Source organism: Niallia taxi (genome assembly GCF_032818155.1).
Classification (GTDB): domain Bacteria; phylum Bacillota; class Bacilli; order Bacillales; family Cytobacillaceae; genus Niallia; species Niallia taxi_A.
Map to the genome: position 1 here is coordinate 1,371,111 of NZ_CP102590.1, position 23,713 is coordinate 1,394,823.

Genomic DNA, 23,713 nt, shown 5'->3' on the forward strand with positions numbered 1-23,713 from the left:
GAGTTAACGCTCTGTTTCTTGTGAAATTGGCTAATTGAGAGATAAAGTACGTAGTTGAAGGTGTTTTTCTGTAAAAGGGATGGCATTCTGTTTATGCAACTATAGTGGCAGCATTCCTGTAACAAATGAAAACTTGGCTTATGGAATAAACATGCTGATTAGTGATATAAGGTTAAGGCTAATTTGTTAATATATTAAATAAAATGAATTTATTTAGAAGGTGTTTGATTATGTTTTTTAAAAAGAAAAAATTTTATGTATGTTCTGTTTGTGGTTTTGCCAGGTTAAGAGGTCCTTTATATAACAAAGACGGGTTACCTGATATAAGCCTAATTTATGGCTGTTGTGGGTTTCACCCAGGTTATGATGATGATGAATTAGGATATTCCTTTGAGACTTATCGTAATGAGTGGATACAGAATGGCATGGAATGGTTGAGGGAGGAAGAAAAGCCAACAAATTGGGATCCGAATAAACAATTGAGTAATATCAATGTTTCTTATAAAGGCTAACGGGGTGTAATCTTGAAGTAGATGGAGAGAACCTTTTTAATGTTACAAACAGGGCAGCATTCCTGTAATAAATGAAAAACTAGCTTTTGTAGGAAACATGGCAGGTTAGATAATTGAAACTAACACCTAACCTTTTTCGTAAAGTTAATGAAACCAAGTTAAATTGGGAGGTATTAATATATTGGATGTAAGTAATAAAAACCGAAAGAGGTCAGAAGTGATATGGGGAGTGTTTGGTTTAGCTTTTGGATTGGGGATTGGGGCAATATTAGGAATAATTGCTTATAATAATCAATGGTTGGGTTAAAGGAGAAACTATGCAAGTTAGTAGTTATCTGAATGGCTTTTGTTGATGAAGTTTTTTTACATATGGATGGTGCGTTGATCCAGTAGGGATTAAGGCTTCTTTATTTCAATGGTGCTAACGTAGCATTCCTGTAATATATTAACTCTAAAAGGCCGAGTTTGTGAAGAAATGTACTTAAACAAAACCAGCTAATAGTTTGTCAACATCTTTCAATAAAAACTTAAAATTTATCGTGGTATACTAAAAATATGCATGCCAAATAACCATCCTGTATCCTTAGCTTGGAAGGTTTTTCATAGTCTTGATGGGTTGGTTACTATGCTATATTTTGGAAAGTGGTTCTGTTCTTTAATAGGGCAAATATCCATTGTAAAAGTTTATGGGGGCATTGCCCTCCTTCGATTAATTTAATCAATAATGTGTCCATTTTCGACTTTTACTTTTTAGAACCATTACCGATGTCACAAGATGATATTTTTGGTTGGTAATGAAATAAAGAACTCGTATCGATATAGTGCGGGTTCTTTCTTGCTAAATACTGCGTATTATTTAATGATAAAGGGAGCAAATGCATTAAATAATAAAGGAGATATTATGTTTTTAATAATGTTTTTAATAAAATATATCACGGAGCAAGTGTATTTAAGCTCAGGGACATTACTTCTATCTATAATAGGCATTATTTTATCCTGTATAGGATTAAAAAAGAAACAATTAGGGCTGGTTGTTCAAATAAGCCGCATTTTGCTTTGTTTGGTATTACCGATTGAAAATTTCCTGATGTATTTAGGGAATTTTGATGGGAATGCTGCAGACGGTTTTGAATTCATTCCTTTTAGTGATGGGGAGAAATTAAGAGTAGCATGTCAAGTTTTCTTTATCTTCTTGCCGGAAATGATTTATGGTATTTCTAAAAGAATTAATGTGAGAACCATTAAGTGGCTACCTTGGATTTACCCTATTGGTATTATAGTTTTTCATTTACTTCTACCATTATAGAACGGAAGGGGAATGTTTCAATAAATCATTACTAGATAGTTTAACAATGTAGTATTACCATTTATGGTCATATATTCCTCTTATGAAGTATAGTTAATTGCGAGATTAGCGGATGAGCAAAGAAATAATGTAGTCCCATCAAATTCTTATATAAAAAAAGCATTAACATTTATTCATCAGCACTATGATTGCGATATCCAGGTGAAAGATATCGCTTCGATCTTGAATTTACATCCGGGATATTTTCACCGGATCTTTAAACAGCATATTGGCTGTACAGTTATGGAATATTTGTCTTCTGTACGAATGGACAAAGCCAAAATGCTCCTATCCGATACGGATATTTCAATCAGTGATGTACCTGATTACGTAGGCATCAACAGCACACAGTATTTTAGTGCACTATTTAAAAAGCATACACTGGAAACACCTTTATTATATCGGAGAAAACATCAAACAATACGCAATACGATACCGCGGGACGATGTCATTATAGAAAATTCAAGTGATAATTTTACACCATTTTGAAGTGAATACGTAAGAATTTTGATAACGGTTACGCTAGCAATTTTGTTGCGATTTTTGTAAGCAAATATAAAGGAGAGATGTATATGTCAGTGAAGGTTGCGTTTATCGGTGCGGGGAGTATTGGTTTTACCAGAGGCCTATTGAAAGACTTATTGTCAGTGCCAGAATTGCAGAATATCGAAGTGTCATTTACTGATATAAATGAGCGTAACCTGGATATGGTGACGCAATTATGCCAGAGGGACATAGATGAGAATAACTTAAATATTAAAATACATTCAACAACAGTCCGGCGGGAAGCGCTCCGCGATGCAAAGTACATTTTTTTAGTTGTACGAATTGGCGGGCTAGAAGCTTTCGAGCATGATATTGAGATTCCCCTTAAGTATGGAGTGGATCAATGTGTAGGGGACACGCTCAGTGCTGGAGGCATTATGTATGGCCAGCGCGGCATAGCGGCAGTAATGGAGTTCTGCAAAGATATTCGCGAAGTAGCTGCACCAGACTGCCTGCTCATGAATTATGCAAACCCAATGGCCATGATCACATGGGCTTGCAATAAATATGGAGGCGTGAGAACGATTGGTTTGTGTCATGGCGTACAGCACGGTCATCAGCAAATCGCAGACGTCTTGGGCCTTGAGAGAGAAGAAGTTGATATTATTTGTGCAGGTATTAATCATCAAACATGGTATGTACAGGTTAAACATAACGGTCAAGACTTAACAGGGGAACTGCTCGAAGCATTTGAAAAGCACCCTGAATATAACCAGACTGAGAAAGTTCGCATCGATATGCTACGCCGATTTGGCTACTACAGCACCGAATCAAATGGTCATTTAAGTGAATACTTGCCGTGGTATCGGAAGCGTCCGGAAGAGATTAAAGACTGGATTGACTTAGGCAGTTGGATTAATGGGGAAACGGGCGGCTACTTAAGAATTTGTACGGAAAGCAGAAATTGGTTCATGAATGACTTTCCTAACTGGATGAAGGATTCGGCGCTGGTATATGAATTAACTGACCGCAGTGAAGAGCATGGTTCATACATTGTGGAAGCGTTAGAAACAGGCAGAGTGTATAGAGGGCATTTTAACGTAATAAACAATGGCATTATTTCTAACTTACCGGATGATGCGGTTATTGAAGCGCCTGGTTATGTTGATGGGAACGGCATCAGCATGCCTACTGTAGGAGACTTGCCTTTAGGTTGCGCAGCAGTATGCAACGTCAGTATTTCTGTACAAAGGCTCGCTGTTGAAGCGGCAATCCAAGGCAATGACAATCTGCTTCGTCAAGCAATGATGATGGACCCGCTAGTTGGTGCTGTGTGCAACCCGAAAGAAATTTGGCAGATGGTTGACGAAATGCTGGTAGCCCATGAGACATGGCTACCTCAATATAGCGAGGCCATTGCTAAAGCAAAAGACCGCTTAAAAAATGAACCGCTAATCCCGACAAAACAAACGGATGGAGCGGCACGAATCCCAGTAAAATCAGTTGAAGAAATGGCTTTAAATCGCGACGAAATTAACCGAACTGCTGGAGCTGCGGATAAAGCCAAGAACAGACAACCGGCTAGTTAATAATGAGAAGGGTACAGCTTATGAGCTGTACCCTTCAGACTGTAGACAAAGTCTTCATTTAGAGGATAATGTCTGCAAATAAATTAGTAAATTATACTTTTATTATTTCTGAATTCCTCGCCAAAATACTTGCCACATTTGTTTTAGTCTTGTTTCATAATGCTCCCGAGAGTAATTGACCATATAGAGGAGCATACCATCTAGGTTGCAGAAAAAGGATACTAAAATTAAGTCTATAGATATAAATTTTTCAGCCTCAGGATTTAATATCTTAAGTAGTACTTTTTTAATTTCTTCTTCACATTCTAGACATAGTTGAACTAATTTCTCTTTAAATTGTTCTGATGGTACAATAAAATATCTATTTATGAAGTGTCCTAGCTCATTTTCAAAAAAATAATCGTTTAAAGATTTCATTAAGGCATATAAATTTTTTTCAATGGATTGATTCTCCATAATGAAGGAATGATTTTGTACAAAATTAATATAGTCCTTCATTGCAAACTCACTTACACTTATAAATAATTCTTCTTTACCTGAAAAATAAGCATAAATAGAGGGTGCTTTAATATTTACTTCTATTGCTATATCCCGAATTGATGTCTGTTCATAACCTTTAGTAGAGAATAAGCTAAGAGCACTCCTAAGTATTTTTTTTCTCGTTTCTTCACCTTTACTCACAAATTTTGCACCTCAATGCACCTCAATAAATGTGTTTAAGAGACTAGTTTTAAGCCTACTATGCTTATAATTATACCACCAACTAAAGCTAATCTTTTAATGTTTTTCGATTCTTTGAAAACGAACATTCCCAATAAAACGCTCCCAGCTGCTCCAATCCCTGTCCATATCCCATATCCAATACTAACCGGTATTTCTCTTAAGGACAAGGAAAGTAGGAAGAAACTAAGCAACATAAAGACAATTAAACCTATTGTGGGTTTGATCTTCGAAAATCCTTCCGAATACTTTAAGCATATAACTCCACCGACTTCCATCAATCCTGCTAAAACGATAAAAATCCAACTCATATTATATACTTTCCTCTCTATTAGGTTCATTAGATACAGTTATACTTTCCTCTCTGTCATGTTCATTAGATACAAACTTTAATCCGATAATACAACAAACTAAGGTTATAACAAATAGTAGTTTTAGCGGACTTACAGAATCACCTAAAAATACCATTCCTACAATTGCAGTACCAAATGAACCGAGACCAGTGAAAACGGCATATGCAGTGGATATTGGTAATAATTTCAATGATTTGGAGAAAAAGTAAAAACTGAATGCCAATAATATTAACGTGGGTATAAGAACTTCTATTTTTGTAAAACCATCAGAATAAGACAATCCTAATGCCCAACCTACCTCCAAAATACCTCCAATAATTAGATAAAACCATGCCATAAGTATTCCCCTTTCCAAGTACACTAAAAATCTAACTAACGTTAGTTAGATTTTTAGTGTAATGTAGAATAAGATTATATGCAAGTAAAAAAAAACGTTAATGAGGCTTTCCTTAAATTTTAAGGTGCCTTTTCTTATATCGCTATAGTGGCAGGATAGTTTAAGTTAAATTATTCAACAAACAAAAACTATTTTAAGGAAAATAAAACTTACCTTGATGTAGACTCGTCTATTAATTGGAAGGGAGTAAACAAAATGAAACAAGTAAGTATATGAAACATATTAAGTAATGGGGGAAAGAAGTAAAATGAAAAAAATAATAAAAGTAATTCTAAATATAAGCTTTATATTTTATTTATCAGCTTTGGTATATTTACTGTTTTTAGGCTCAAGAGGATATTTATGGCCAGAAATATCTTTGATAGAATATTTAAAGTACTCATCTAATTTTGTTCCATTTAAAACTATTAGTACGTATATTATGGCAATGTTCGACGGAAGTATGAACATGGATATACCTATAAAAAACCTTTTTGGTAACTTATTTATGTTTTTACCAATGGGTATTTATCTGCCTTATTATACAAAAAAGTTATCAAAATTATTTACTTATAGTATATCGATGACGCTATTGTTATTTTTGATTGAATTAATACAAGTAATTACAAGATTAGGAAGTTTTGATATTGATGATTTCATTCTAAATATGTTTGGTGCTTTAATGGGTTTTTGTATTTGCAATACAAAAGTTGTTCAGAAGTACTTTGCCATAGTATAGAGAATAAAACTTGAATTTAACTAGAGGGGATAATGTGATTGGGACTTAAATAGTGAATTAATTTCCTTAATAAATTAGAATCAAAAAATATATTTTACAAGCTAAACAAAGTTAGAGATCAAGCTATATGGAAATTGCAGTTCTAGGTCAACGTTGGGAAGTGGAGTTTATGATGGTACTGTAGAAATTGAAAAGTTCATTATCGATGGAGACTTTTATGATGGTAAGGAAATAGAAACCCTGATAAAAGATTTTAGTGATTAGTTCAAAACGTCATATCACTAACGTGGCAGGATAGTTGAATAAACAAAAAAGAGCATGCCTATTAAGGTGACATGCTCTTTTTTTTATTTGTTGTACTAGTATGGAAGTGTGCCTAGTTATGCCTTTTTGCTACTTTGAAAATATTGTGTACCTTTTAGAGTCGTTTAACTTTCTTTTACGAAGAAAATTTTTTTGATTTTAAAAGCTATAATTGCAACATATAGAATAATCACTGTCCATAAGTAAACTGCAGGAGTATCATCTTTAAGAAACCAGAAGATAAAGAAAACTAAAAATATAGAGTACATAAGTAAATCAAATAAATTTTGTTTTATGGATTTCATTTTAGCAATACCCCTTGTTGTTTCAATATCTAATTTTAACATATTTTGGTTTTTATGAAAATAATATGGAAAGGTTTCAAGTGAAGGTGATTATATGAAATAATGCTGTAATAAAAGTCACGTATACATGTGAATAGAGGGAAATCAGTGACATTCATCTATTTAATAACGCAGCATTATGTAATAAATAAGGTTATTAAGAAATTAGACTTATTTTCTCTGGTACAAACGTGGCAGGATAGTTGAATAACTTCGCGAATAACTCATCTATGGATTATTTACAAAGTTCTTAAATTAAATTAAAACGTTAGCTGAAAGAAGTTTAGTTTAGGAGGAGTCTATATGATATTAGAAAAAGTCATAAATAGAATTGTAATACAAAGTGAGTATAAGCATTTTGTTGATAAGTATATAGATAATATACTTATCGAATTTAATGATAAGATTCATAGCATTTATATGTGTGGCTCGATTCCAAAAGGAACTGCTAAACCTTTTAAGTCAGATGCAGATTTTACTATTGTATGTGTAAACACCAAAGATATCGATTACGAAAGGTTGTCAAATATTAAAGACAGGCTTTTGGAAGAATATCCAGTAGTAACTAAGATTGATACGATAATTTGTTCGATTGACGATGTATTAAGTAAACCGAATGAGTGGGGTTTTTGGGTTAAGATAATTTGTGTTTGCATATATGGTCGTGACGTTGGTGAAAAAGTACCACCGATAATTATTTCTCCAGAGTTCATTTTAGACTTAAATACAGAGACCAAGGCGGAAGTAAATCGTATACATAATTTCCTTTGTAATGCTAGTGATAACACAATGAAAAATAGATATATTAAAGGTTACTCTAAGAGATTAATTCGTGCATTGTACTCTTTGGTATTAGAAGATACAGGTGTATGGCAAGATGACGTTATTAAGATGAAGAATGCCATCTTAAACTATTGTGAGATTGACTCCGCTTTAGTTGATTATCTGTATGCTTGTTACTTGGATAGTAATGTACTTGTTGAAGAGTTTCTGGGAATTGCAGATAAAGTATATAGCTATTTTGAGAACGCCTTAAATGCAATGGCTGCTTCCAGAACTTCCTTCAACTAACACTTTGGATAGTTTGCGCAGTTGCCCGAAAAAAGGACCTTCAAATGTAAAAATGAAAATTATGATCCTAACGGGGGCTTTTCTTATATAAAAGGAAAGCCTATTTCTTATGGTGCTATAGTGGCAGCATTCCTGTAATAAATGAAAACATAGCTTATGGAAGAAACGTGGCAGGATAGTGTAAGTACATCACAAACTACATCATAGAACTGAAATCTCTAATAAAAAGTGCCATGCCCAAAAAGCGACCTTAATAAAAATAAGATCGCTTTTTGGCTATCTAATTGAAATAGTTTCTGCAATTTTTCTATAATAGCAGAATTTCTATAATAAATGAAAAACCCTTTTTTTAGAGTGTTAATTAGACTATACTCTTCTTCCTGGTATTATTAATCCGATTATGCTTTTTCTCCCATTTCTTTTCGATATAACCTGTCCCAAATAGAACTCCAGCTACAATAAATAAAAATCCAATTAATTGTGAAGATTCAATGGTTTCTTTTAAGAATATTGCAGAGAACACAAGACCAAAAAAAGGAACAAAGTTATTAAATATGGCTGTTTTTCCTGCTCCAATTTGCTGAATCGAAGCATTAAAAACAATATATCCAACTCCTGTTGCAACTACCCCCGACAAAATGAATAGTAAGTAAATATATATATTGGCGGAACCCATCTCACTAACGCCTTTAGGTTCGGTTATAAAACTAATAATTAATAAACCTATTGAACCTACTGAGTACATTATTGTTGTTACCTGTTTTGAATCAAGTGTTGCTGTTGCCTTTTTTACAAAAATAAAACTAATTGCTTGAACTAACATTGCAATAAATATAATCAATTCTCCGTGAGAGAATTGTATGTTATTGATTGAACCACCTTTAATAAAAAATACACCAATTATTGCGAGGATAAAACCTATCGTTCGTAGTGTGGTTAATTGTTCACCTAAAAAAAGGACAGCTAGGACTGCTGTTGTAAGCGGTACTAGTGCAAGAATTAAGGAAGCATTCGAAGCATCAATCATTGTTAAACCTACAGCTATAAGTCCATGATGAAGAATGACACTAAATAGCATTCCAAGTAGTGTATAAAGCCATTCTCTTTTCGTTAAACGACGGAAGGATTTCCCAATTGCAATTAATATTAATGCTGTAATTCCAGCCATCATAATTCGAAAAGCCGTCATGGTTTGTGGAGGTAATGCCTCCACCAAAACTTTAATTAAAACCATATTAAGTCCCCATAAAGCAGTGACAAAAACTAATAATCCATAATTTAGTAATAGTCGCTTTTGATTCATCCTATTCCTCCTTCTAACTTATTATTATTTTATCTACTTCCAATCAAATGCGAAAAAGTTTATTAGAACTAGAATTAACTATTTAGAACAACTTTTTCTTAATATTACATTTCAATAATAATAGGAATGTGCTTTGTATAGGTAAGGAAGTTATTGACAATTAAGTTTGTTTTAACTTTTAAATATCCAGTTGTCGTTCCATCACTACATCCATACCACTCGTCTAAAAGCACATCTTTATCAATAGCAACCTTAACAAGATTTTCCTGATCCATTAATACACCGAATACAGTAGCAGCCCCGACTTTTACGCCCAATATATGTTCCATTAGCTCTACTGGAGCAAAGGATACACGTGATATGCCAAGTACATTGCTGAAATTTTTTGACTTGAATGGTTTATCGGCAGTAGTAATAAATAAATAAAATTCATTTTTTTTGCTATTGCAGAGGAACAGTGTTTTTACCATTTTCATATCCAATTTGTTATTAATCTCGATACAATCATCCATTGAAATGGCTTCATCTGTATGGACTCGTTCAAATGAAATTTGTAACTTTTCCAATGATTTATAGACCTTTTCTTGAAGTGGAGTCTTATAGCTATCTGGAGCTTTTTCTATAATATCACTCACAAAAAACATCTTTATATCCCTTTCCTTTCTTAACTTGAATTATTAATAGTAATAACATATCATGTTCACATGTATTACAAAAACGAATATTTCGCATGATATGTATGACAATAACAGATGAGGTAGGGAAGAGAATGAATATCCAAAAATATAAGGCATTTGTAAAAGCTGTAGAATTTGGCAGCTTTACAAAAGCTGCCGAAGTATTGGGCTACACGCAATCTGGAATTAGCCGTATGATTAACGACTTGGAGACGGAATGGGGAGTTTCCCTATTTGAAAGAGGAAGGACTGGTATCAATTTAACAGCGGATGGATTAAAGTTACTGCCTCAATTAAAAAGGATTTGTAATGAGCATGAAATACTAATGACACAGATCGAAGACTTACTTAATATGGAGTCTGGTATGATTCGTATTGGAACAATTTCTAGCATAGCATCTCACTGGATTCCTAACATTATTAGAGTTTTTAAGAAGGATTACCCCAAAATTGATTTTGAAATTCTGCTTGGTGATTATACAGAAATTGAAAGTTGGGTTTTAAACGGTCGTGTTGACTTCGGTTTTTTGCGATTACCGTCAAAAGCAGAACTTGAAACAACTTTTTTAGAACAAGATCGATTGCTCGTGGTGATTCCGCAAGATCATCCTCTTGCTAATCAGGAAAAGTTTCCAATTGAGGAATTACTGAATAACCCTTTCATGCTATTGGAAAAGGGAGCAAAAGCAGAAATTTCCGAGATTTTTGAGAAACATCATATTTCTCCACAAATCAATTTTACCACATGGGATGATTATGCCATTATGTCAATGGTGGAAAATGGGCTAGGAATCAGTATACTACCAGAATTAATATTGAAGCGTATCCCTCATAAAATAATAGCAAAAGAGCTTGAAACTCCTGCTTTTAGAAAGATTGGTATTGCAACTAGAGAGCATAAGTCACTTTCCCGTGCGTCCAAAAAGTTTTTAGAATACTTATCATATAGAACTGTTAGTGAATAGGTGTGATGGATACAAACGTAAAATACACTTCACATTCTTAATTGTATTTAAATTAGAGAAGGTTGTTCCAGTAATGGATTAATGCTTTTTTTGAGGCACTAACGTGGCAGTTTACTTTAATAAATATAATAAATAAAGCTAAAGCAATTTATTAAAAAATCAAAAATCAGATTAATCAAATGTTACACGAAATTATGTTCCGTTCTGACAAGATAACATATAATCCCCACTAGCATGCTAGTGGGGATTATATAAGTCAAATTAATAAGATCAAGTATCATCGTGATTAAAAACTACCTCTAACAAGTTATGTGCAGGTTGTAAGAGAGTATCATTTTTTCTTGTACATAAAGAGATCGGGTTTTTTAATTTAATACCATCAATATTTACTTTTGCTAATTCTCCACGTTCTATATACTCCTTTACTTCAAGAGAGGAAACAAATGTTACTCCGTACCCTTCAATCACCGTTCTAATGGTTTCATTTAATCCATTAATCTGTACTCCAACGATTGGTTCCTGTATATTGTTCATTTTACATAGCGACACTAACTGTTCTCTTGAAAAGCTTCCTTCTTCTCGAAACACAAAAGGCTCTTTTACAATCTCAGCTAATGTAATATTTTTGGATGCAAACTTATGATCTTTATGTACTACGAACAACATATCATCTTCAAATAACTCTATACTACTAATGAGTAGATTAAACTCTTTTCTTCCACCAATAAAAGCAACTTCTGCTTCATAATTGATTAGTTGCTCTATTGCTCTTTGTGAATTAGTTGTCGTTAATCCCACTTCAACATCAGGGTATTTTTGTTTATAACGGCCAATCCACTTTGGCAATACAAAATTTGCGGGAAGATAAGTTGCTACAATACGTAGCTTTCCAACAGAACCATTTTTATAATGATTAATAAAATCTTCCACTTCTTCTTCAAGAGAAAACAATCTTTTTGCTTGCTTAGAAAGATGACGGCCAGCCTCAGTTAATAAGATACCTCTCCCTTTGGGAGCTAATAACAATAACCCGATCTCTTGTTCTAGTTTTTTTATTTGAGCTGTTACAGCAGGCTGACTTATATTTAGTTCTTCAGCCGCACGGGTAACATTTCCTTTTTCGGCAACCATATGGAATAGTCGCAATGCATGAAGATTCATTATTTCATCACTCCATTCATAAATTTAACCTATGAATACCAAAAAAATATATATTAGATTTATTAGAAAGTTTTCTCTATTCTAAAATTGTAAAAGATAATTATCAAGAAATTTATTTGTAGAGAGGTGAGAGGGCATCAAGAGCCCTGAAAATAATGAGAATAGTGTGTACTGATTGTGGTGAAAAATTATTATCCGGTATTTTTAAATATAATTGTAAGTGTGGTGGATTATTTGATGTAGTACACGATTTTAATAAATATGATACCGAATTATTGAAAAGGTTGTTTACGGAACGGCTTTCAGAACGGATGACTCCTTATGCGAGTGGAGTGTGGAGATACAAAGAACTAATTGCCCCTGAATTACCAAATGACTGTATCGTTACAAAATATGAAGGGAATACAGGACTCTACTCTTCTGAATTATTACAAAAGTATACCGGGGTAAGAAAATTATATGTAAAAGCACAAAGTGAGAACCCTAGTGGTTCATTTAAAGATAATGGAATGACTGTAGCTGTTTCTCATGGGAAATCATTAGGATATAAGAAGTTCACATGTACCTCAACAGGAAATACCTCATCTTCATTGGCTATGTATGCTTCCATTACTGGTGCAGATTCCTATGTATTTGTTCCTAATAAAGACGTTTCCTTAAATAAAGTACTACAGACCCTGGCATATGGCGCAAAAGTATTTAGCGTGGAAGGAAATTATGATGATGGGATTCAGTTTTTAGAGAAGTATAGTAGTGATCTGGGTCTATATATTTGTAACTCTGTTAATCCATTCCGAATTGAAGGACAAAAAAGTATTATTTATGAAGTAGCTCAATATTTAAACTGGAAGTTACCAGAATGGATTATCGTACCCGGAGGTGCTTTAAGTAACGCAACAGCATTAGGTAAAGGATTGCAGGATTTGTTTACGCTTGGATTTATAGATAAAATGCCGAAAGTGGCAGTTGTTCAGGCGGAGGGAGCAAGTCCATTTCATAAGATGTTCGTTCAAAAAAAACATGAACTTACCCCTGAGCGTTTCCCATACACTCGTGCTTCTGCCTTAAATATTGGTAACCCACCGAGTTGGAAAAAAGCTCTAAAAACGTTAACACAAACAAAAGGAGTTTCCATTTCGGTAACAGATGAAGAAATTCTTGACTCAAAAGCTGTAATTGACAAATGTGGCATTGGGTGTGAACCAGCGTCAGCAGCAACTATTGCAGGACTTCGTAATTTAATTTCACAGAAAGTGATAGATAAAGACGAATCGGTACTATGTATCTTAACGGGGAATATTCTAAAGGATACAGAGGTCTTGAATTATTATCATTCCAGTGAAAGTGCTACTTCAACTTTTAAAAATACGTTACAGGATGTTGTTTTATCCTATAATAATATTAAAGATTTTGTTGTATAGTGTATTCATAAATAATTGAAAGACCTTTTCTTATTAAATAATCGGAGCAGGTTAGTGCAAGCAAGAAGGATAAGCTATTTATGGTAAAATACAGGTAAAGAAGCTTAACTTTTGTTCATAAACGGGACATCTAGCGGAATAAATTTATCTATTTAAAACATTACAGGTAAGGCATCGGATTGTAAATAATGGGTTTTGAATAAATTCCAAAATGTGATTTTATTAATTCGGAGGGATTAGATGAATTTAAAATTCGATCAATACAACGTCGTTATTAAACTCTGTATGAGTGGGATGACCATGGAAGATGGCGGAAATGATGAAGGTGCAACCACAATGTTTCATCAAGCATGGCAGGAAGCAAAAGACGACTATGAAAGGTTTATTGCAGCTTATCATTTGGCTCGTATACAAAAGAGTATTACAGATAAATTGAAATGGATGGAAACCTCTTTACAGTGTGCACTAAATATAAATGATGATAATGTTAAGAGTGCATACTCAACGTTATATTTAAACATTGCCAAATGCTATGAGGAGTTATGTGATTCTGATCATGCAATAAGAAATTATGAATTATCCAACTCATATAACGGTGCACCTACTGATGAAGGACCATTTTATCATGGGACAAAGGCTGATTTACAGGTTGGTGATTTGCTGACAGCGGGTGGAAATTCAAATTACAAACCTGGGCTTAAAATGAACCACATATATTTCACTGCTAATGCCAATGGTGCAGGACTTGCAGCAGCATTAGCAAAAGGAGAAGGAAGAGAACGCGTTTATAAAATAGAACCAACAGGTGAATTTGAAAACGACCCAAATGTTACTGACAAAAAGTTCCCGGGTAACTTAACACGATCTTATCGTTCTCAAGAACCTTTAAGAATTATTAGTGAAGAAACTGAGTGGGCGAAAATGACACCTACGGAGCGAAGTGAATGGCGCAAAAATTTAGCCAAAAACAAGGGCGAAATTATTAACTGAACATATTTCAAATGAAGTGAAATAGTTATTTTTTTCAATTACCAATATTCAGCAATCGGGTGCTTATGTTTTAGAAAAGCTGCCAAACCAGGCAGCTTTTCTTATTCCATAAAAGGGGCAGGTAAGCACGAGTGAAAAGAGAAAATAGAGAAAAGATCTGTGTTTAACCACAGATCTTAAAACTTGACTACATTATTCATTATAATGCTTATTGCCTCAATAGACTTAAGTACATCGTTATCAAATTCTAAATTATGATTAGTACCTTCTATTAAAATTGGTTCGATATTTTTATTTGTTTTAATATCATTAAACTTGCTGCTATCGTAGGTTGGATCAATTCCTCCAACAATGCAAAGCCCCTTACTCTTTAAAGTTAATAAAGCATTATAAACATCATTTCTTTTAATCAATGGAGTCAACCAAATAGATTTAGCATTACTAAACTCAGGTTTTGTTATGAAATAAGATAAAGCTATTGTACCCATGGATTTAGCAATAAAAACAAAATTACTATATGTATTATCTGTTAGAGCTTTTTTTAGTACAGATTCTACATCTGAATAAAAATCTTCCTCGCTAAGATTTGCTATAATTTCTCGAGGGTAATTATAATTTACTTGCAGTATATCGTATCCTTTTTTGAAATAAATACCACAACTGTAATGAAGTAATGGAGCTTGAGCAGTATAGCCCACACCAGGAAATATAATGGCTAATGAATTTGGTTGTTCTTCGTGTTTGAAAATAGTAAATGCAACCTTTTTATTAGGAGAGGTTGCAAAATCATTAATTATTTTCATTTTTTTCACCCCTATGATAGGTATTCAATAAATTCAAAAATTATCCTTTTTATTTCCAAATTAAACTTTAAATTTAGCTATTGTGAAATAAACGGATTGAAATCCGGTAATTTAAAGGAACTGCAAATAGGAGTTTGTGAAAGAATACACTTAAACTAACGGGGGCTTTTCTTAAATATAAGGGAAGCATTTTGTTATGTCACAATCTTGGCAGTTTAGAGAAATAAGTATATTATGATTTTTACAATTTTTTCTTCACGTTTTATAATGGAAGTATTCTTTCAAATGAGGTGAGTGGAATGTCTTTCCGACATGTTCGAAGTAATTAGTTTTCGGGCTGGAAAAAACGCGTACCAGCTAAAAAGGGAGAAGTATGCCCTTTTTCAGAACTAAAACTTTGAATATTATTAGTCAGTCATTCCAATTGTTAGTCGAGTCACTGTTTGGCTTTTAAATTTGAAAGGTAGGTTCAAAAATGGATGAGTTAGAATTTTATGATAAGGTTGGAAAGTTAAACGGCTGGGATTTTAGTAAATTAAAAGTTACAACTGAAGGGATTAAGTGGGATTTTTACGAAGAAGTAACGAAGAGAGGTAAAAGTTCGGATATTCTTTTGGACGTTGGAACTGGTGGAGGAGAAAATTTATTAAGAATTGCTTCTTCATTGCTTTTTCTGGTTGGAATTGATTTCTCAAGAGGAATGATTGAAACTGCTCAATCTAATTATAAACAGTCAAAAGTGTCAAACGTTCGATTTTTCCAAATGTCTTCTGATAATTTACAATTTCCAACTGGTTTTTTTGATCTCATCTCAAACTGCCACGCACCGTTTGCTTCAATGGAAATAGCCAGGGTTATAAAAAATGAGGGCCTTTTTTTAACACAACAGGTAAGTGAAGCTGACAAATTAAATTTAAAGGAAGCTTTTGAGCGGGGTCAAGGTTTTGGAGAAGCTGATGGAGCATTAAAAGAAAGATATATAAAGGAACTCAAGTCAGCAGGTTTTACTGAAGTTCAATCTTTTGAATACGACGCTAATGAATACTATCAAAGAGCAGAGGATCTAATTTTCTTACTTAAACATACACCTATTATTCCTGATTTTGGTCAGGGAGAGAAAGACTTGGATATTCTGGGTAGTTTCATTGAAAACAATAGAACCGAAAAAGGAATCCACACAAATTCCAAAAGGTTTTTGATAATAGCAAAAAAATAAATGACAATAGAAAAGTTAAATAATAAGGTCGTCTTTTGACGACTTTATTTCATTAAGAGTAGTCTTGACTTCATATTCTATAAATTACGAATATTTTTGTGAATTGATTCACTTAAACAGACGGGGGCTTTCTTCTATATGTTTACTAGTAAATACTGATTAATAAAAAGATAGGAAATATGAATATGATTTTATCTGAAGCCTGGCAATTATATAAAGCAGATAAACAGATTCAAGGATACTCTTCCCAGACATTGAAAGCTTATAAGATTCAATCTGCCTTGTTCATAAAGCACCTAGGTAATGTTGAGATAGAAGAAATTACAACGGAAACTATCAAACTGTATCTTGGTGAAGTTGCGAGTGATTTAAAGGCATCTAGTTTTATGTCATCGCATTCGTTTTATTAAGTCGAAATATATTACTTTTAATCCAAGTACGGCAATAAAAGAACCTAAATTAGAGAGTAAAATTCCAAAGTTTTTGACGGAGGAAGAAATAGAGCTATTAAGAGAAGCATGCCTCAGTCCCTTTGAAAAAGCATTATTTGAATTTATGTATTCTACCGGTTGCAGAATAGGAGAAATGGTTAACTTAGATCGAAGTTCTATCAACTTCTCCGAGCAATCCGTTATTGTATTTGGTAAAGGGAAAAAGGAAAGAGAAGTTTATTTTAATACTCGATGTAGTATTTACTAAAAAGATATATAGAAAACCGAACAGATAGTGAAAAAGCTCTATTTGTAACGGTCCGAGCTCCACATCGAATGAGCATTGCACAGATGAGATATGTCATTAAGCAGATATCCAGAAGAGCTAATATTAATAAGTGTATCCATCCACATCAGTTAAGACACAGTTACGCAACCAATTTAATTAATAATGGAGCACCATTAGAAGTTATTCAAAATTTAATGGGCCATGAAAAAAGTGAAACTACTAGGATATATGCTTATATAAGTGGTCAATTAAGACGTGAACTTTATAATAAGTATTTCTAAAAGAACTGTAGGGAATTTACAGTTCTTTTTTGTGTAGCCTCATCCTTTGTTAGAAAGGGGACAGTTTTTTGGAATAAGAAGGATGTAAAGGTATTAGCTTTGATATTGTATATTTCAATCTCAGTTCCGTTGAATAGATGGAACTTTTTACCTTTGTACACGTATAAATTTTTGTGTGAAAATTATTAGAAGGAGTGAGATAAATGTACAACTTAGGAATTGAGATTAAAAAAACAGATATAGAACTACTTATTAAGTGGCAGCTAACTGAGGTGGCAATTCTTAATGAGGATATACTGGAAGTTGTTGAAGATGAAACTTATGCAGGAGAAGATACTAATGCTATAAGAATAGGGACACCATATGGGACAACTGATCGTATTTACATAAAAACAAAGAAACGAAATTATATACTTTATACTACTAATAAAATTGCTCTACTTAAGAAAATTAATGGATTAATATGAATAAGAAGAAAGTAATAACTAATACATTCATAACGGTTATAGCTGGTTTACTAGCACTTTTATTTTATAGTTTCCATATTAATGATAAAAATTTCTCTAATAAAATTAACATAGAAGATAGTGAAATTAATTCAATTGAAGTGACAAAAATAAGTCGTAATAGTGGTGAAAGACCAGTTATAAATGTTACTAATCAAAAAGAGATAAAAGCAATAAAGGATGTTCTTAGAGACTCAAAATGGGTTAAAGAGTCCAAGAGCTTTAAATCAGAAGATTTTTATAGTGTCATTATAAAAAAGGATAATTATACTTTGGGAGAAGTGTTTATCATTGGCAATCAGTCCTTTTTATTATCTAATAATAAGGACCTGAATAGTTATTCAGATAATTATATTTTTAAGGATAATTCATTAGTGATAGAAAACTTATTTAAGTAAGTAATATTTAAGGTTACTCTACGATTTCAAATTTTTCAAACAGGGCAATACTACCAGTGAAAATCCCCATCTTAATAGAAATGGTGATGTTAATCCATTAAGGATTACTGTTCTTTGAATGCTTAGCCACTAATATGGCAGCATTCCTGTAATAATTGAAAACTTAGCTTATGGAAGAAACAGGGCAGGATAATCACATAAGAACAGTCGGGCTCTGATGTTGCAAAGATAAAGTTTGTATGTTTAGAAAGAGTTTTTACATATATTTAGCAAGTTTACTTTTGACTTCTGGATTATTTTCATCCACAAATAAGAAAAAATGCTAAAGAAAAAGGCGTACATATAATTGTAATCGCCTCATTGGATATTCATTATGTTTATTAATTTAATTATTTTTTCATCATCATCTGTATCAACATACAATAGCTCAGTATCATTTATAAAAAAATCTATGTAAAACTGTTTACCAGCAGGATATTTTCCATCCCATCTATGAGGAACTTTGTATATGTTAATTGTTCCATCCCCGTTACTACTATAAGTAACTGAGCCATCCACTAAACGTGAACCAGATAAATGAACAACATCTTCTGGATAATTAGCACTTGTCTCATCGTTTGGGTTAATTGGTTCGCCTGCATTAATATGTGTAATATATAATTCATCGATGTCCTGATTTGGCCCGAGTTGCAACCAGATTCTAGCATATTCTATTTCTTGAGCAGAATACTTAGTCAATGTATTGGCTACCCTATTTTCAGATGTGTTATTAGGTTTTTGGGAATCATAATCTGATGTGGAATTCTGTTGAATTATATCTTTATCTTTCTTTGTATTACCTATATTTTCATCTTCTGAGGGTGTAGAAGTATCCGAAGTTGAATTAGATTCATTTATTTCAGTTTCATCATTTTTTATAGTAGATTCAGGTATTTTGGAATTATTATCAGCAGAATGCTTACTTGGATCATTTGTACAACCAAAAAGTAATAAAGTGAATAATAGCAATGATCCCTTAAGGAGATGAACTCTTTTCATTTAACCATTCCTTTCAATAAAATACATTAGAAGTATATCACACTAGTGTTGGGAAATGCTGTAATTAAATATTTAGATACTTTTAAGATCTTTTCACCATTTATAAGGTTTTAATGCTCTTTTTGCTCTGGCACTGACGTGGCAGCATTCCTGTAAGAAATGAAAAAAGATTATGGAAGAAGATGCCGGGATAGTGGAAGAATTTTATATATCTAAACAAAAACAATAAATTCAATTTTAAATAAAGGGTGATCCTCTTGAGTAAAGTGGAATTTTCATATTTCTATGGTCAAAAACTTATTGATATTGATACAGAAAAAAGGAGTTTCCTTCGATTAATTTTTAATAACTCCCAGTTATCAGTTGAATGTCCTTGGAGATTAAGAAGTAAAAAGGAAATACTTATTGGTGAATCGGATTGTATCTCAGCTCCTGATAAATTTTCTAGATTAAGCTTGAAAAAGATAATTAAGGATAAGAAAATTGTGGAAATTAAATATTATGAACACTTATTTTTGCTTACGATTGAATTGGAGAATGGCCTATACTTTGACTTGTTTCATAGCAGTAGTTATTTTGAAGGATGGGTTCTGCATGGGGATAACGGTGTAGATATATTTACTATGCCTGGGGGAGAAATTTCAGATTAACAATTTTAACTTATCATTCAATGGACTCTTTTTATTCAATACGTATTACATAAAGCAAAAAAGGAAGAACAGGCATAAATTTATATATTGTGTTAATGGAGGCTATGATCCTATAAGGATTATTGCCCTTTTGTTTTAATTTCATATGGCACTATAGTGGCAGCATTCCTGTAATAAGTGAAACCTTCTTATGGTAGAAAAAGGGAGTTTAGTTCGACAAGGATAAGTGAATTTTAAACTTTATTAGCTTATTCAGGACTAAATTGATTGCTAATGTTTATACGGAAAAGTCGGCGTTATCCAGCACAGTTTCCTTATTTTCCATAACTTAAATAATACAGCTGTATTATGAAGAAGGAGTATCGCGGTTTTTCTTGAATAAATATATAGGGGTAGATTAAACCATAAAATAAGGAGGTTTGCATGGAAATTTTCCTTTGGATAATGATTGTATTTGTGTTACTATATGAGCCAATTTACGGATATTATGATTTTCAGAAATTTAAGGTAAATGTCACAACAAATCCACATGCCAGAGAGAAGTATTATATTAATTCTATTGTAGGTTTGTGGGCTCCTACTCTCTATATCATCCTCTTAGTCCTTTTCACAGAACTTACCTTTAATCAAATAGGGTTTACCTTACCTTCCATTAACACAAATGCATTTGGCCCTATTATTACCTACACCGTATTTGCCTTAACTGGTATTTATATTCTTGCTATCCTATATTATATGATAGGATACCATGTCAGTATTAATATTCGTACAAAATTCACCGAAGCAAAAAACAGAGAAAAAGAAAAATCAGAGTACCTCGCAATAATGCCTGTAAGCAAAAGAGAGAAGAAGTTATGGAATTACGTTTCTATTACGGCTGGACTTACGGAAGAAATAATATACAGAGGCTTTTTAATCTTTGCTTTTTCTTATTTTTTCCCAAACCTGTCCGTTTGGTTTGTTGTCATTTTTGCGTCTCTTTTGTTCGGACTTGCTCATACGTATCAGGGGCTATTATCAGGCGTATTGCGGACAGCAATAGTTGGCTTGATTTTCTCCGTTTTATATATGGGACTTAATTCAATTATCCCCCTTATTCTTCTTCATTTCTTAATAGATTATATGGCAAAGCTTGGGGAGGATGAAAATTCTATTCAAGATTCTCGAATTACAAAAATCCCATAACTAAGTATGGGGCTTTTATTATAGAAGACTTAATTCACTCAAAATCTGCTCTTTCGTAAGGATAGTCGCAAATTCATGATTGGGAATGGACTGGACTCTGCATCATAAATATTTACCTAAATGCTCAGTGGTTTCAAATGCAGCTGCAGCATCCGATACTAGGAAAGTGTGATAGCCCAAATTTCCACTCATACGCGTCGTAGAAGATATACAGCGCTGCGTTGAAGGGCCTGTTATAACGACAGATTTATTAGTTGAACTTTAAGATATGTTTCAAAACCCGTATCAATTTAGGCGCTGTTTATATTTTTTTGAAATACAGTATCCATTTCTCTTGGACTTATTGTGTCTTTAAATTGTGTTCCAACTTTATTTTTATAATGAAGGGAGAATCCGGCTGACAGACATATGCTGAGAAAAAATGATTCGGCCATTCCTATTTCTCCATTCAGATAGAAGCCGTGCTATATTTATTTTTGCCTGTGGAATATTTCGCTTACCCAAATACGGGTCGTCAAATCCTTTTTGGACATCTAATACAATAAGTGCTGGCAGTTCTTTAGTGTTCGCCAAATAGTTATTTTATTAGTTTTCACTGTTGAAAGCATTTCGCTACAAGAAAGTGCATGATTGTAACGGAAGAGAGTGTCTACAACATCTAATGAAAAAATTAGAGTTGTGAGCAAAGAAACTGATAATTATTTTTATTCAATAAGACAGCTAAAGAATTACAGATTGAAGATGGTGGTTACTCATTTGTCGAAGGAATAGGAATTGGTTTATCCCTTTACCTTATAAACCATACTACGAAAAATAAGGTAAGGGCGATGATTCTAATAATCGATTTAGTACTTTAATTAATTAAATTAATATTAAATACTTTACTTAAACAAGGGCATTGATCCATTAAGGATTAATGCTTTTTCTTTAGAACTAACGTGGCAGTTTAATTTAAGTTTACTATTTCACAAACTAATGAATTTATAAAATAAAAATCACTGTATAATAAAGTTAGTAGCTTTTCTAACTGTAGGAAAATATGGTTGAAGTATATGGATTGTAGAGGAAAAAGTTACAAACAAATCTTAGATGAATCAGGGCATCATATGAAATGAATTTTTAAGTGAAGGATTACGAGAAGAGGTAAAAAAATGTTTGATGTTGGTATAAGCATATATTCCCCATACGTTAAAACTTTTAGTCCGGTGGATTTCAATTGTAAACTTTTTAGAAACATACTCATAAGTAAGGTCTCTAAGAAAGAGATTTTCAGTAATTGTACGCAAGTTGATTTTAATAAATGTTAACAAGAGATATAGTCAAAAGATTAACTAGATTTTATATAGTGTTTAAAGGGAAATATTTTATAAAGGAGTAGTTTATATTTATATGAAAAATAAAGTTTTATAATTCTTTTCAGCGTATGCTGTAGTTTTCTTCATTGCTATTCCAGTGTGTACACGTAACAGTACACTCTTCAGAGTAGTAGAGGCTTGGGAGACATATACAGTAAAATACCTGTTGAAAAGGAAGTACTTCTAAGGTAACGCTTAAAATACCGGAAAATGTAAACTTTGAAATGTATGAGCCGGTAAATGGGATGGAAAGTAACCACCGAAACTAATGATAGTGATAAAGTAACCTCTATTCTAGGGGAAGCATTTCATACTATGCTGATGGTAGCATAGTAGAGTTAGACAGGAGTCTTAAGGAGGATTTATTTTTTATTCTGTATATTAGTGCTACTATAGGAAAGGGGTTAAATCTATTCGAGTTTATCTCCATTTAACTTTACCGGTTTCTAATTTTAGTCTACAAAAATCCACTTATTCTTCTAAAATTTTAACTATTTTTCAGGATGTTCATAATTCCATAAAGTGAGGATGGAATCTATAGGTTCAGTTCCATTAGCAACAGCATTTACTTTATCAATAAATTTTTCGTGTATCAAATATTGTAGTGGTTGGTCTACCTTATTGAAATACTTAAAAGCCTCTTTTGCCATGTTATCCCACTCTTTATAATAAGTTAAATAGTCATTTGAATACACTCTTGTTCTTGATGATCCTTCTGCTGGTGGACTTTCAAACTTTTCGTCGCCACCCAACGTTCCATAATCACATGTTAATTGTTCGCCAGGTTGAATGTCTCTAGCTGCTAACTCAAAGTCATATGCTGTATCTACAATATTTGGATTAAAACTATGATTAATATACTTTGCGTGATCCCAATTAAGAACATACTCGATGTCATTATCTTCATATGCGTATTTATATATTACCTTTTTTCGTGCATCATCAAGACTTTCAATATACTCTTTTTTTAGAATGATATCTAATTCATCTTTAATCCAGGTAATGGTTCCTTTAGGGATTAATTTTGTTGCAAACAGACCAACGCCTATTTCCTCACTTACGAACCGAATTTCTGTATCAGGGTGCATCATGGTTTTATTCCTCCTTAAAATAGTGGGAATTTTCAGCTAATATTCACTGACTAACATATTTATGTAAATAGTTATCGATAGGAGTAGACTCTAATCATGTGTCCATTACATTTTT

General features: G+C 32.9%; 25 protein-coding genes and 1 pseudogene. 16 read left to right on the forward strand and 10 right to left on the reverse strand.

Features of this window, described 5'->3' with window-relative positions; all coding sequences use genetic code 11:
- Positions 1 to 230: 230 nt before the first annotated feature.
- The 5 genes from NQZ71_RS25700 to melA all read left to right on the forward strand — a co-directional run bounded on the left by NQZ71_RS25700 (position 231) and on the right by melA (position 3,932).
- A complete protein-coding gene (locus NQZ71_RS25700; protein ID WP_275007445.1) occupies positions 231 to 512 on the forward strand; it encodes a hypothetical protein in 282 nt (93 codons plus the stop codon).
- 181 nt (positions 513 to 693) lie between these two features.
- On the forward strand, positions 694 to 819 hold the full coding sequence (locus NQZ71_RS25705; protein WP_260055866.1) for a hypothetical protein: 126 nt from the start codon (positions 694 to 696) through the stop codon (positions 817 to 819).
- A 477-nt stretch (positions 820 to 1,296) separates the two neighbouring features.
- The gene (locus tag NQZ71_RS25710; protein WP_317012073.1) at positions 1,297 to 1,818 is read left to right on the forward strand and encodes a hypothetical protein; all 522 of its coding nucleotides are present in this window, start codon (positions 1,297 to 1,299) and stop codon (positions 1,816 to 1,818) included.
- A gap of 222 nt (positions 1,819 to 2,040) precedes the next feature.
- Positions 2,041 to 2,346, forward strand: coding sequence for a helix-turn-helix transcriptional regulator (locus NQZ71_RS25715; protein WP_317012075.1), 306 nt, complete (start codon positions 2,041 to 2,043; stop codon positions 2,344 to 2,346).
- An 83-nt stretch (positions 2,347 to 2,429) separates the two neighbouring features.
- On the forward strand, positions 2,430 to 3,932 hold the full coding sequence (melA, locus tag NQZ71_RS25720; protein WP_260055867.1) for an alpha-glucosidase/alpha-galactosidase: 1,503 nt from the start codon (positions 2,430 to 2,432) through the stop codon (positions 3,930 to 3,932).
- 102 nt (positions 3,933 to 4,034) lie between these two features.
- Here melA and NQZ71_RS25725 read toward each other — a convergent pair whose 3' ends face one another.
- Genes NQZ71_RS25725 through NQZ71_RS25735 form a run of 3 tightly spaced genes read right to left on the reverse strand, consistent with a single transcriptional unit; the run spans position 4,035 to position 5,342 of the window.
- Positions 4,035 to 4,613: a TetR/AcrR family transcriptional regulator gene (locus NQZ71_RS25725; RefSeq protein WP_317012076.1), complete on the reverse strand. Its 579-nt coding sequence runs from the start codon at positions 4,611 to 4,613 to the stop codon at positions 4,035 to 4,037.
- A 35-nt stretch (positions 4,614 to 4,648) separates the two neighbouring features.
- The gene (locus NQZ71_RS25730) at positions 4,649 to 4,963 is read right to left on the reverse strand and encodes a DMT family transporter (protein WP_260055869.1); all 315 of its coding nucleotides are present in this window, start codon (positions 4,961 to 4,963) and stop codon (positions 4,649 to 4,651) included.
- Position 4,964: 1 nt separating this feature from the next.
- Positions 4,965 to 5,342 carry a DMT family transporter gene (locus tag NQZ71_RS25735; protein WP_260055870.1) on the reverse strand — a complete coding sequence of 126 codons (378 nt, stop codon included), beginning with the start codon at positions 5,340 to 5,342 and terminating at the stop codon, positions 4,965 to 4,967.
- A 307-nt stretch (positions 5,343 to 5,649) separates the two neighbouring features.
- On the opposite strand from NQZ71_RS25735, the gene NQZ71_RS25740 reads away from it, so the two are divergent.
- Complete coding sequence (locus NQZ71_RS25740; RefSeq protein WP_317012077.1) at positions 5,650 to 6,120, forward strand: VanZ family protein; 471 nt, start codon at positions 5,650 to 5,652, stop codon at positions 6,118 to 6,120.
- A gap of 950 nt (positions 6,121 to 7,070) precedes the next feature.
- On the forward strand, positions 7,071 to 7,838 hold the full coding sequence (locus tag NQZ71_RS25745) for a nucleotidyltransferase (RefSeq protein ID WP_317012078.1): 768 nt from the start codon (positions 7,071 to 7,073) through the stop codon (positions 7,836 to 7,838).
- A gap of 361 nt (positions 7,839 to 8,199) precedes the next feature.
- Here NQZ71_RS25745 and NQZ71_RS25750 read toward each other — a convergent pair whose 3' ends face one another.
- Together NQZ71_RS25750 and NQZ71_RS25755 are read right to left on the reverse strand one after the other, a co-directional pair.
- Complete coding sequence (locus tag NQZ71_RS25750; RefSeq protein ID WP_260055873.1) at positions 8,200 to 9,141, reverse strand: DMT family transporter; 942 nt, start codon at positions 9,139 to 9,141, stop codon at positions 8,200 to 8,202.
- A gap of 104 nt (positions 9,142 to 9,245) precedes the next feature.
- Positions 9,246 to 9,785 carry a prolyl-tRNA synthetase associated domain-containing protein gene (locus NQZ71_RS25755; RefSeq protein ID WP_260055874.1) on the reverse strand — a complete coding sequence of 180 codons (540 nt, stop codon included), beginning with the start codon at positions 9,783 to 9,785 and terminating at the stop codon, positions 9,246 to 9,248.
- 125 nt (positions 9,786 to 9,910) lie between these two features.
- On the opposite strand from NQZ71_RS25755, the gene NQZ71_RS25760 reads away from it, so the two are divergent.
- Positions 9,911 to 10,783 (forward strand): LysR family transcriptional regulator, encoded by an 873-nt coding sequence (locus NQZ71_RS25760; RefSeq protein ID WP_275007550.1) that lies wholly within the window; start codon positions 9,911 to 9,913, stop codon positions 10,781 to 10,783.
- 270 nt (positions 10,784 to 11,053) lie between these two features.
- On the opposite strand, the gene NQZ71_RS25765 is transcribed toward NQZ71_RS25760, so the two are convergent.
- On the reverse strand, positions 11,054 to 11,944 hold the full coding sequence (locus tag NQZ71_RS25765; RefSeq protein ID WP_275007443.1) for a LysR family transcriptional regulator: 891 nt from the start codon (positions 11,942 to 11,944) through the stop codon (positions 11,054 to 11,056).
- Positions 11,945 to 12,099: 155 nt separating this feature from the next.
- Here NQZ71_RS25765 and thrC point away from each other — a divergent pair, with 155 nt between their 5' ends.
- The gene (thrC, locus tag NQZ71_RS25770) at positions 12,100 to 13,365 is read left to right on the forward strand and encodes a threonine synthase (protein WP_260055877.1); all 1,266 of its coding nucleotides are present in this window, start codon (positions 12,100 to 12,102) and stop codon (positions 13,363 to 13,365) included.
- Between the two features lie 240 nt (positions 13,366 to 13,605).
- Positions 13,606 to 14,355 carry an NAD(+)--rifampin ADP-ribosyltransferase gene (gene arr, locus NQZ71_RS25775; protein WP_260055878.1) on the forward strand — a complete coding sequence of 250 codons (750 nt, stop codon included), beginning with the start codon at positions 13,606 to 13,608 and terminating at the stop codon, positions 14,353 to 14,355.
- A gap of 176 nt (positions 14,356 to 14,531) precedes the next feature.
- Here the strand turns inward: arr and NQZ71_RS25780 are convergent, their stop codons facing one another.
- Positions 14,532 to 15,158, reverse strand: coding sequence for an alpha/beta hydrolase (locus NQZ71_RS25780; protein WP_317012079.1), 627 nt, complete (start codon positions 15,156 to 15,158; stop codon positions 14,532 to 14,534).
- 475 nt (positions 15,159 to 15,633) lie between these two features.
- Between NQZ71_RS25780 and NQZ71_RS25785 the strand changes: the two genes are divergently transcribed.
- The 4 genes and pseudogenes from NQZ71_RS25785 to NQZ71_RS25800 all read left to right on the forward strand — a co-directional run bounded on the left by NQZ71_RS25785 (position 15,634) and on the right by NQZ71_RS25800 (position 18,279).
- Positions 15,634 to 16,374, forward strand: coding sequence for a class I SAM-dependent methyltransferase (locus NQZ71_RS25785; RefSeq protein WP_275007440.1), 741 nt, complete (start codon positions 15,634 to 15,636; stop codon positions 16,372 to 16,374).
- A 185-nt stretch (positions 16,375 to 16,559) separates the two neighbouring features.
- Positions 16,560 to 17,375 (forward strand): annotated as a pseudogene (locus tag NQZ71_RS25790) (tyrosine-type recombinase/integrase).
- A 203-nt stretch (positions 17,376 to 17,578) separates the two neighbouring features.
- A complete protein-coding gene (locus NQZ71_RS25795; RefSeq protein ID WP_144457795.1) occupies positions 17,579 to 17,842 on the forward strand; it encodes a SunI/YnzG family protein in 264 nt (87 codons plus the stop codon).
- A complete protein-coding gene (locus NQZ71_RS25800; RefSeq protein WP_317012080.1) occupies positions 17,839 to 18,279 on the forward strand; it encodes a hypothetical protein in 441 nt (146 codons plus the stop codon). Before NQZ71_RS25795 ends, NQZ71_RS25800 begins: the two co-directional genes overlap by 4 nt.
- A 357-nt stretch (positions 18,280 to 18,636) precedes the next feature.
- Here NQZ71_RS25800 and NQZ71_RS25805 read toward each other — a convergent pair whose 3' ends face one another.
- Positions 18,637 to 19,317, reverse strand: coding sequence for a hypothetical protein (locus NQZ71_RS25805; protein WP_275007438.1), 681 nt, complete (start codon positions 19,315 to 19,317; stop codon positions 18,637 to 18,639).
- 266 nt (positions 19,318 to 19,583) lie between these two features.
- Between NQZ71_RS25805 and NQZ71_RS25810 the strand changes: the two genes are divergently transcribed.
- On the forward strand, positions 19,584 to 19,967 hold the full coding sequence (locus tag NQZ71_RS25810; RefSeq protein ID WP_260055885.1) for a hypothetical protein: 384 nt from the start codon (positions 19,584 to 19,586) through the stop codon (positions 19,965 to 19,967).
- 423 nt (positions 19,968 to 20,390) lie between these two features.
- A complete protein-coding gene (locus NQZ71_RS25815) occupies positions 20,391 to 21,152 on the forward strand; it encodes a CPBP family intramembrane glutamic endopeptidase (RefSeq protein WP_144457789.1) in 762 nt (253 codons plus the stop codon).
- Between the two features lie 102 nt (positions 21,153 to 21,254).
- Here NQZ71_RS25815 and NQZ71_RS26295 read toward each other — a convergent pair whose 3' ends face one another.
- Entirely contained in the window at positions 21,255 to 21,344 is a 90-nt protein-coding gene (locus NQZ71_RS26295) for a hypothetical protein (protein ID WP_394374145.1), read from the reverse strand.
- A 1,654-nt stretch (positions 21,345 to 22,998) separates the two neighbouring features.
- Positions 22,999 to 23,598 carry an SET domain-containing protein gene (locus NQZ71_RS25820; protein WP_260056023.1) on the reverse strand — a complete coding sequence of 200 codons (600 nt, stop codon included), beginning with the start codon at positions 23,596 to 23,598 and terminating at the stop codon, positions 22,999 to 23,001.
- Positions 23,599 to 23,713 lie beyond the last annotated feature (115 nt).

Excerpts from the sequence above, each read along its gene's own strand:
- melA (WP_260055867.1), top strand. The coding sequence starts at position 2,430 with ATGTCAGTGAAGGTTGCGTTTATCGGTGCGGGGAGTATTGGTTTTACC.
- NQZ71_RS25820 (WP_260056023.1), bottom strand. The coding sequence starts at position 23,598 with ATGATGCACCCTGATACAGAAATTCGGTTCGTAAGTGAGGAAATAGGC.
- NQZ71_RS25750 (WP_260055873.1), bottom strand. The coding sequence starts at position 9,141 with ATGAATCAAAAGCGACTATTACTAAATTATGGATTATTAGTTTTTGTC.
- NQZ71_RS25815 (WP_144457789.1), top strand. The coding sequence starts at position 20,391 with ATGGAAATTTTCCTTTGGATAATGATTGTATTTGTGTTACTATATGAG.
- NQZ71_RS25760 (WP_275007550.1), top strand. The coding sequence starts at position 9,911 with ATGAATATCCAAAAATATAAGGCATTTGTAAAAGCTGTAGAATTTGGC.
- NQZ71_RS25805 (WP_275007438.1), bottom strand. The coding sequence starts at position 19,317 with ATGAAAAGAGTTCATCTCCTTAAGGGATCATTGCTATTATTCACTTTA.
- NQZ71_RS25765 (WP_275007443.1), bottom strand. The coding sequence starts at position 11,944 with ATGAATCTTCATGCATTGCGACTATTCCATATGGTTGCCGAAAAAGGA.
- thrC (WP_260055877.1), top strand. The coding sequence starts at position 12,100 with ATGAGAATAGTGTGTACTGATTGTGGTGAAAAATTATTATCCGGTATT.
- NQZ71_RS25755 (WP_260055874.1), bottom strand. The coding sequence starts at position 9,785 with ATGTTTTTTGTGAGTGATATTATAGAAAAAGCTCCAGATAGCTATAAG.
- NQZ71_RS25735 (WP_260055870.1), bottom strand. The coding sequence starts at position 5,342 with ATGGCATGGTTTTATCTAATTATTGGAGGTATTTTGGAGGTAGGTTGG.
- NQZ71_RS25745 (WP_317012078.1), top strand. The coding sequence starts at position 7,071 with ATGATATTAGAAAAAGTCATAAATAGAATTGTAATACAAAGTGAGTAT.
- NQZ71_RS25700 (WP_275007445.1), top strand. The coding sequence starts at position 231 with ATGTTTTTTAAAAAGAAAAAATTTTATGTATGTTCTGTTTGTGGTTTT.
- NQZ71_RS25730 (WP_260055869.1), bottom strand. The coding sequence starts at position 4,963 with ATGAGTTGGATTTTTATCGTTTTAGCAGGATTGATGGAAGTCGGTGGA.
- NQZ71_RS25795 (WP_144457795.1), top strand. The coding sequence starts at position 17,579 with ATGTACAACTTAGGAATTGAGATTAAAAAAACAGATATAGAACTACTT.
- NQZ71_RS25740 (WP_317012077.1), top strand. The coding sequence starts at position 5,650 with ATGAAAAAAATAATAAAAGTAATTCTAAATATAAGCTTTATATTTTAT.
- NQZ71_RS25785 (WP_275007440.1), top strand. The coding sequence starts at position 15,634 with ATGGATGAGTTAGAATTTTATGATAAGGTTGGAAAGTTAAACGGCTGG.
- NQZ71_RS25780 (WP_317012079.1), bottom strand. The coding sequence starts at position 15,158 with ATGAAAATAATTAATGATTTTGCAACCTCTCCTAATAAAAAGGTTGCA.
- arr (WP_260055878.1), top strand. The coding sequence starts at position 13,606 with ATGAATTTAAAATTCGATCAATACAACGTCGTTATTAAACTCTGTATG.
- NQZ71_RS25800 (WP_317012080.1), top strand. The coding sequence starts at position 17,839 with ATGAATAAGAAGAAAGTAATAACTAATACATTCATAACGGTTATAGCT.
- NQZ71_RS26295 (WP_394374145.1), bottom strand. The coding sequence starts at position 21,344 with ATGAGTGGAAATTTGGGCTATCACACTTTCCTAGTATCGGATGCTGCA.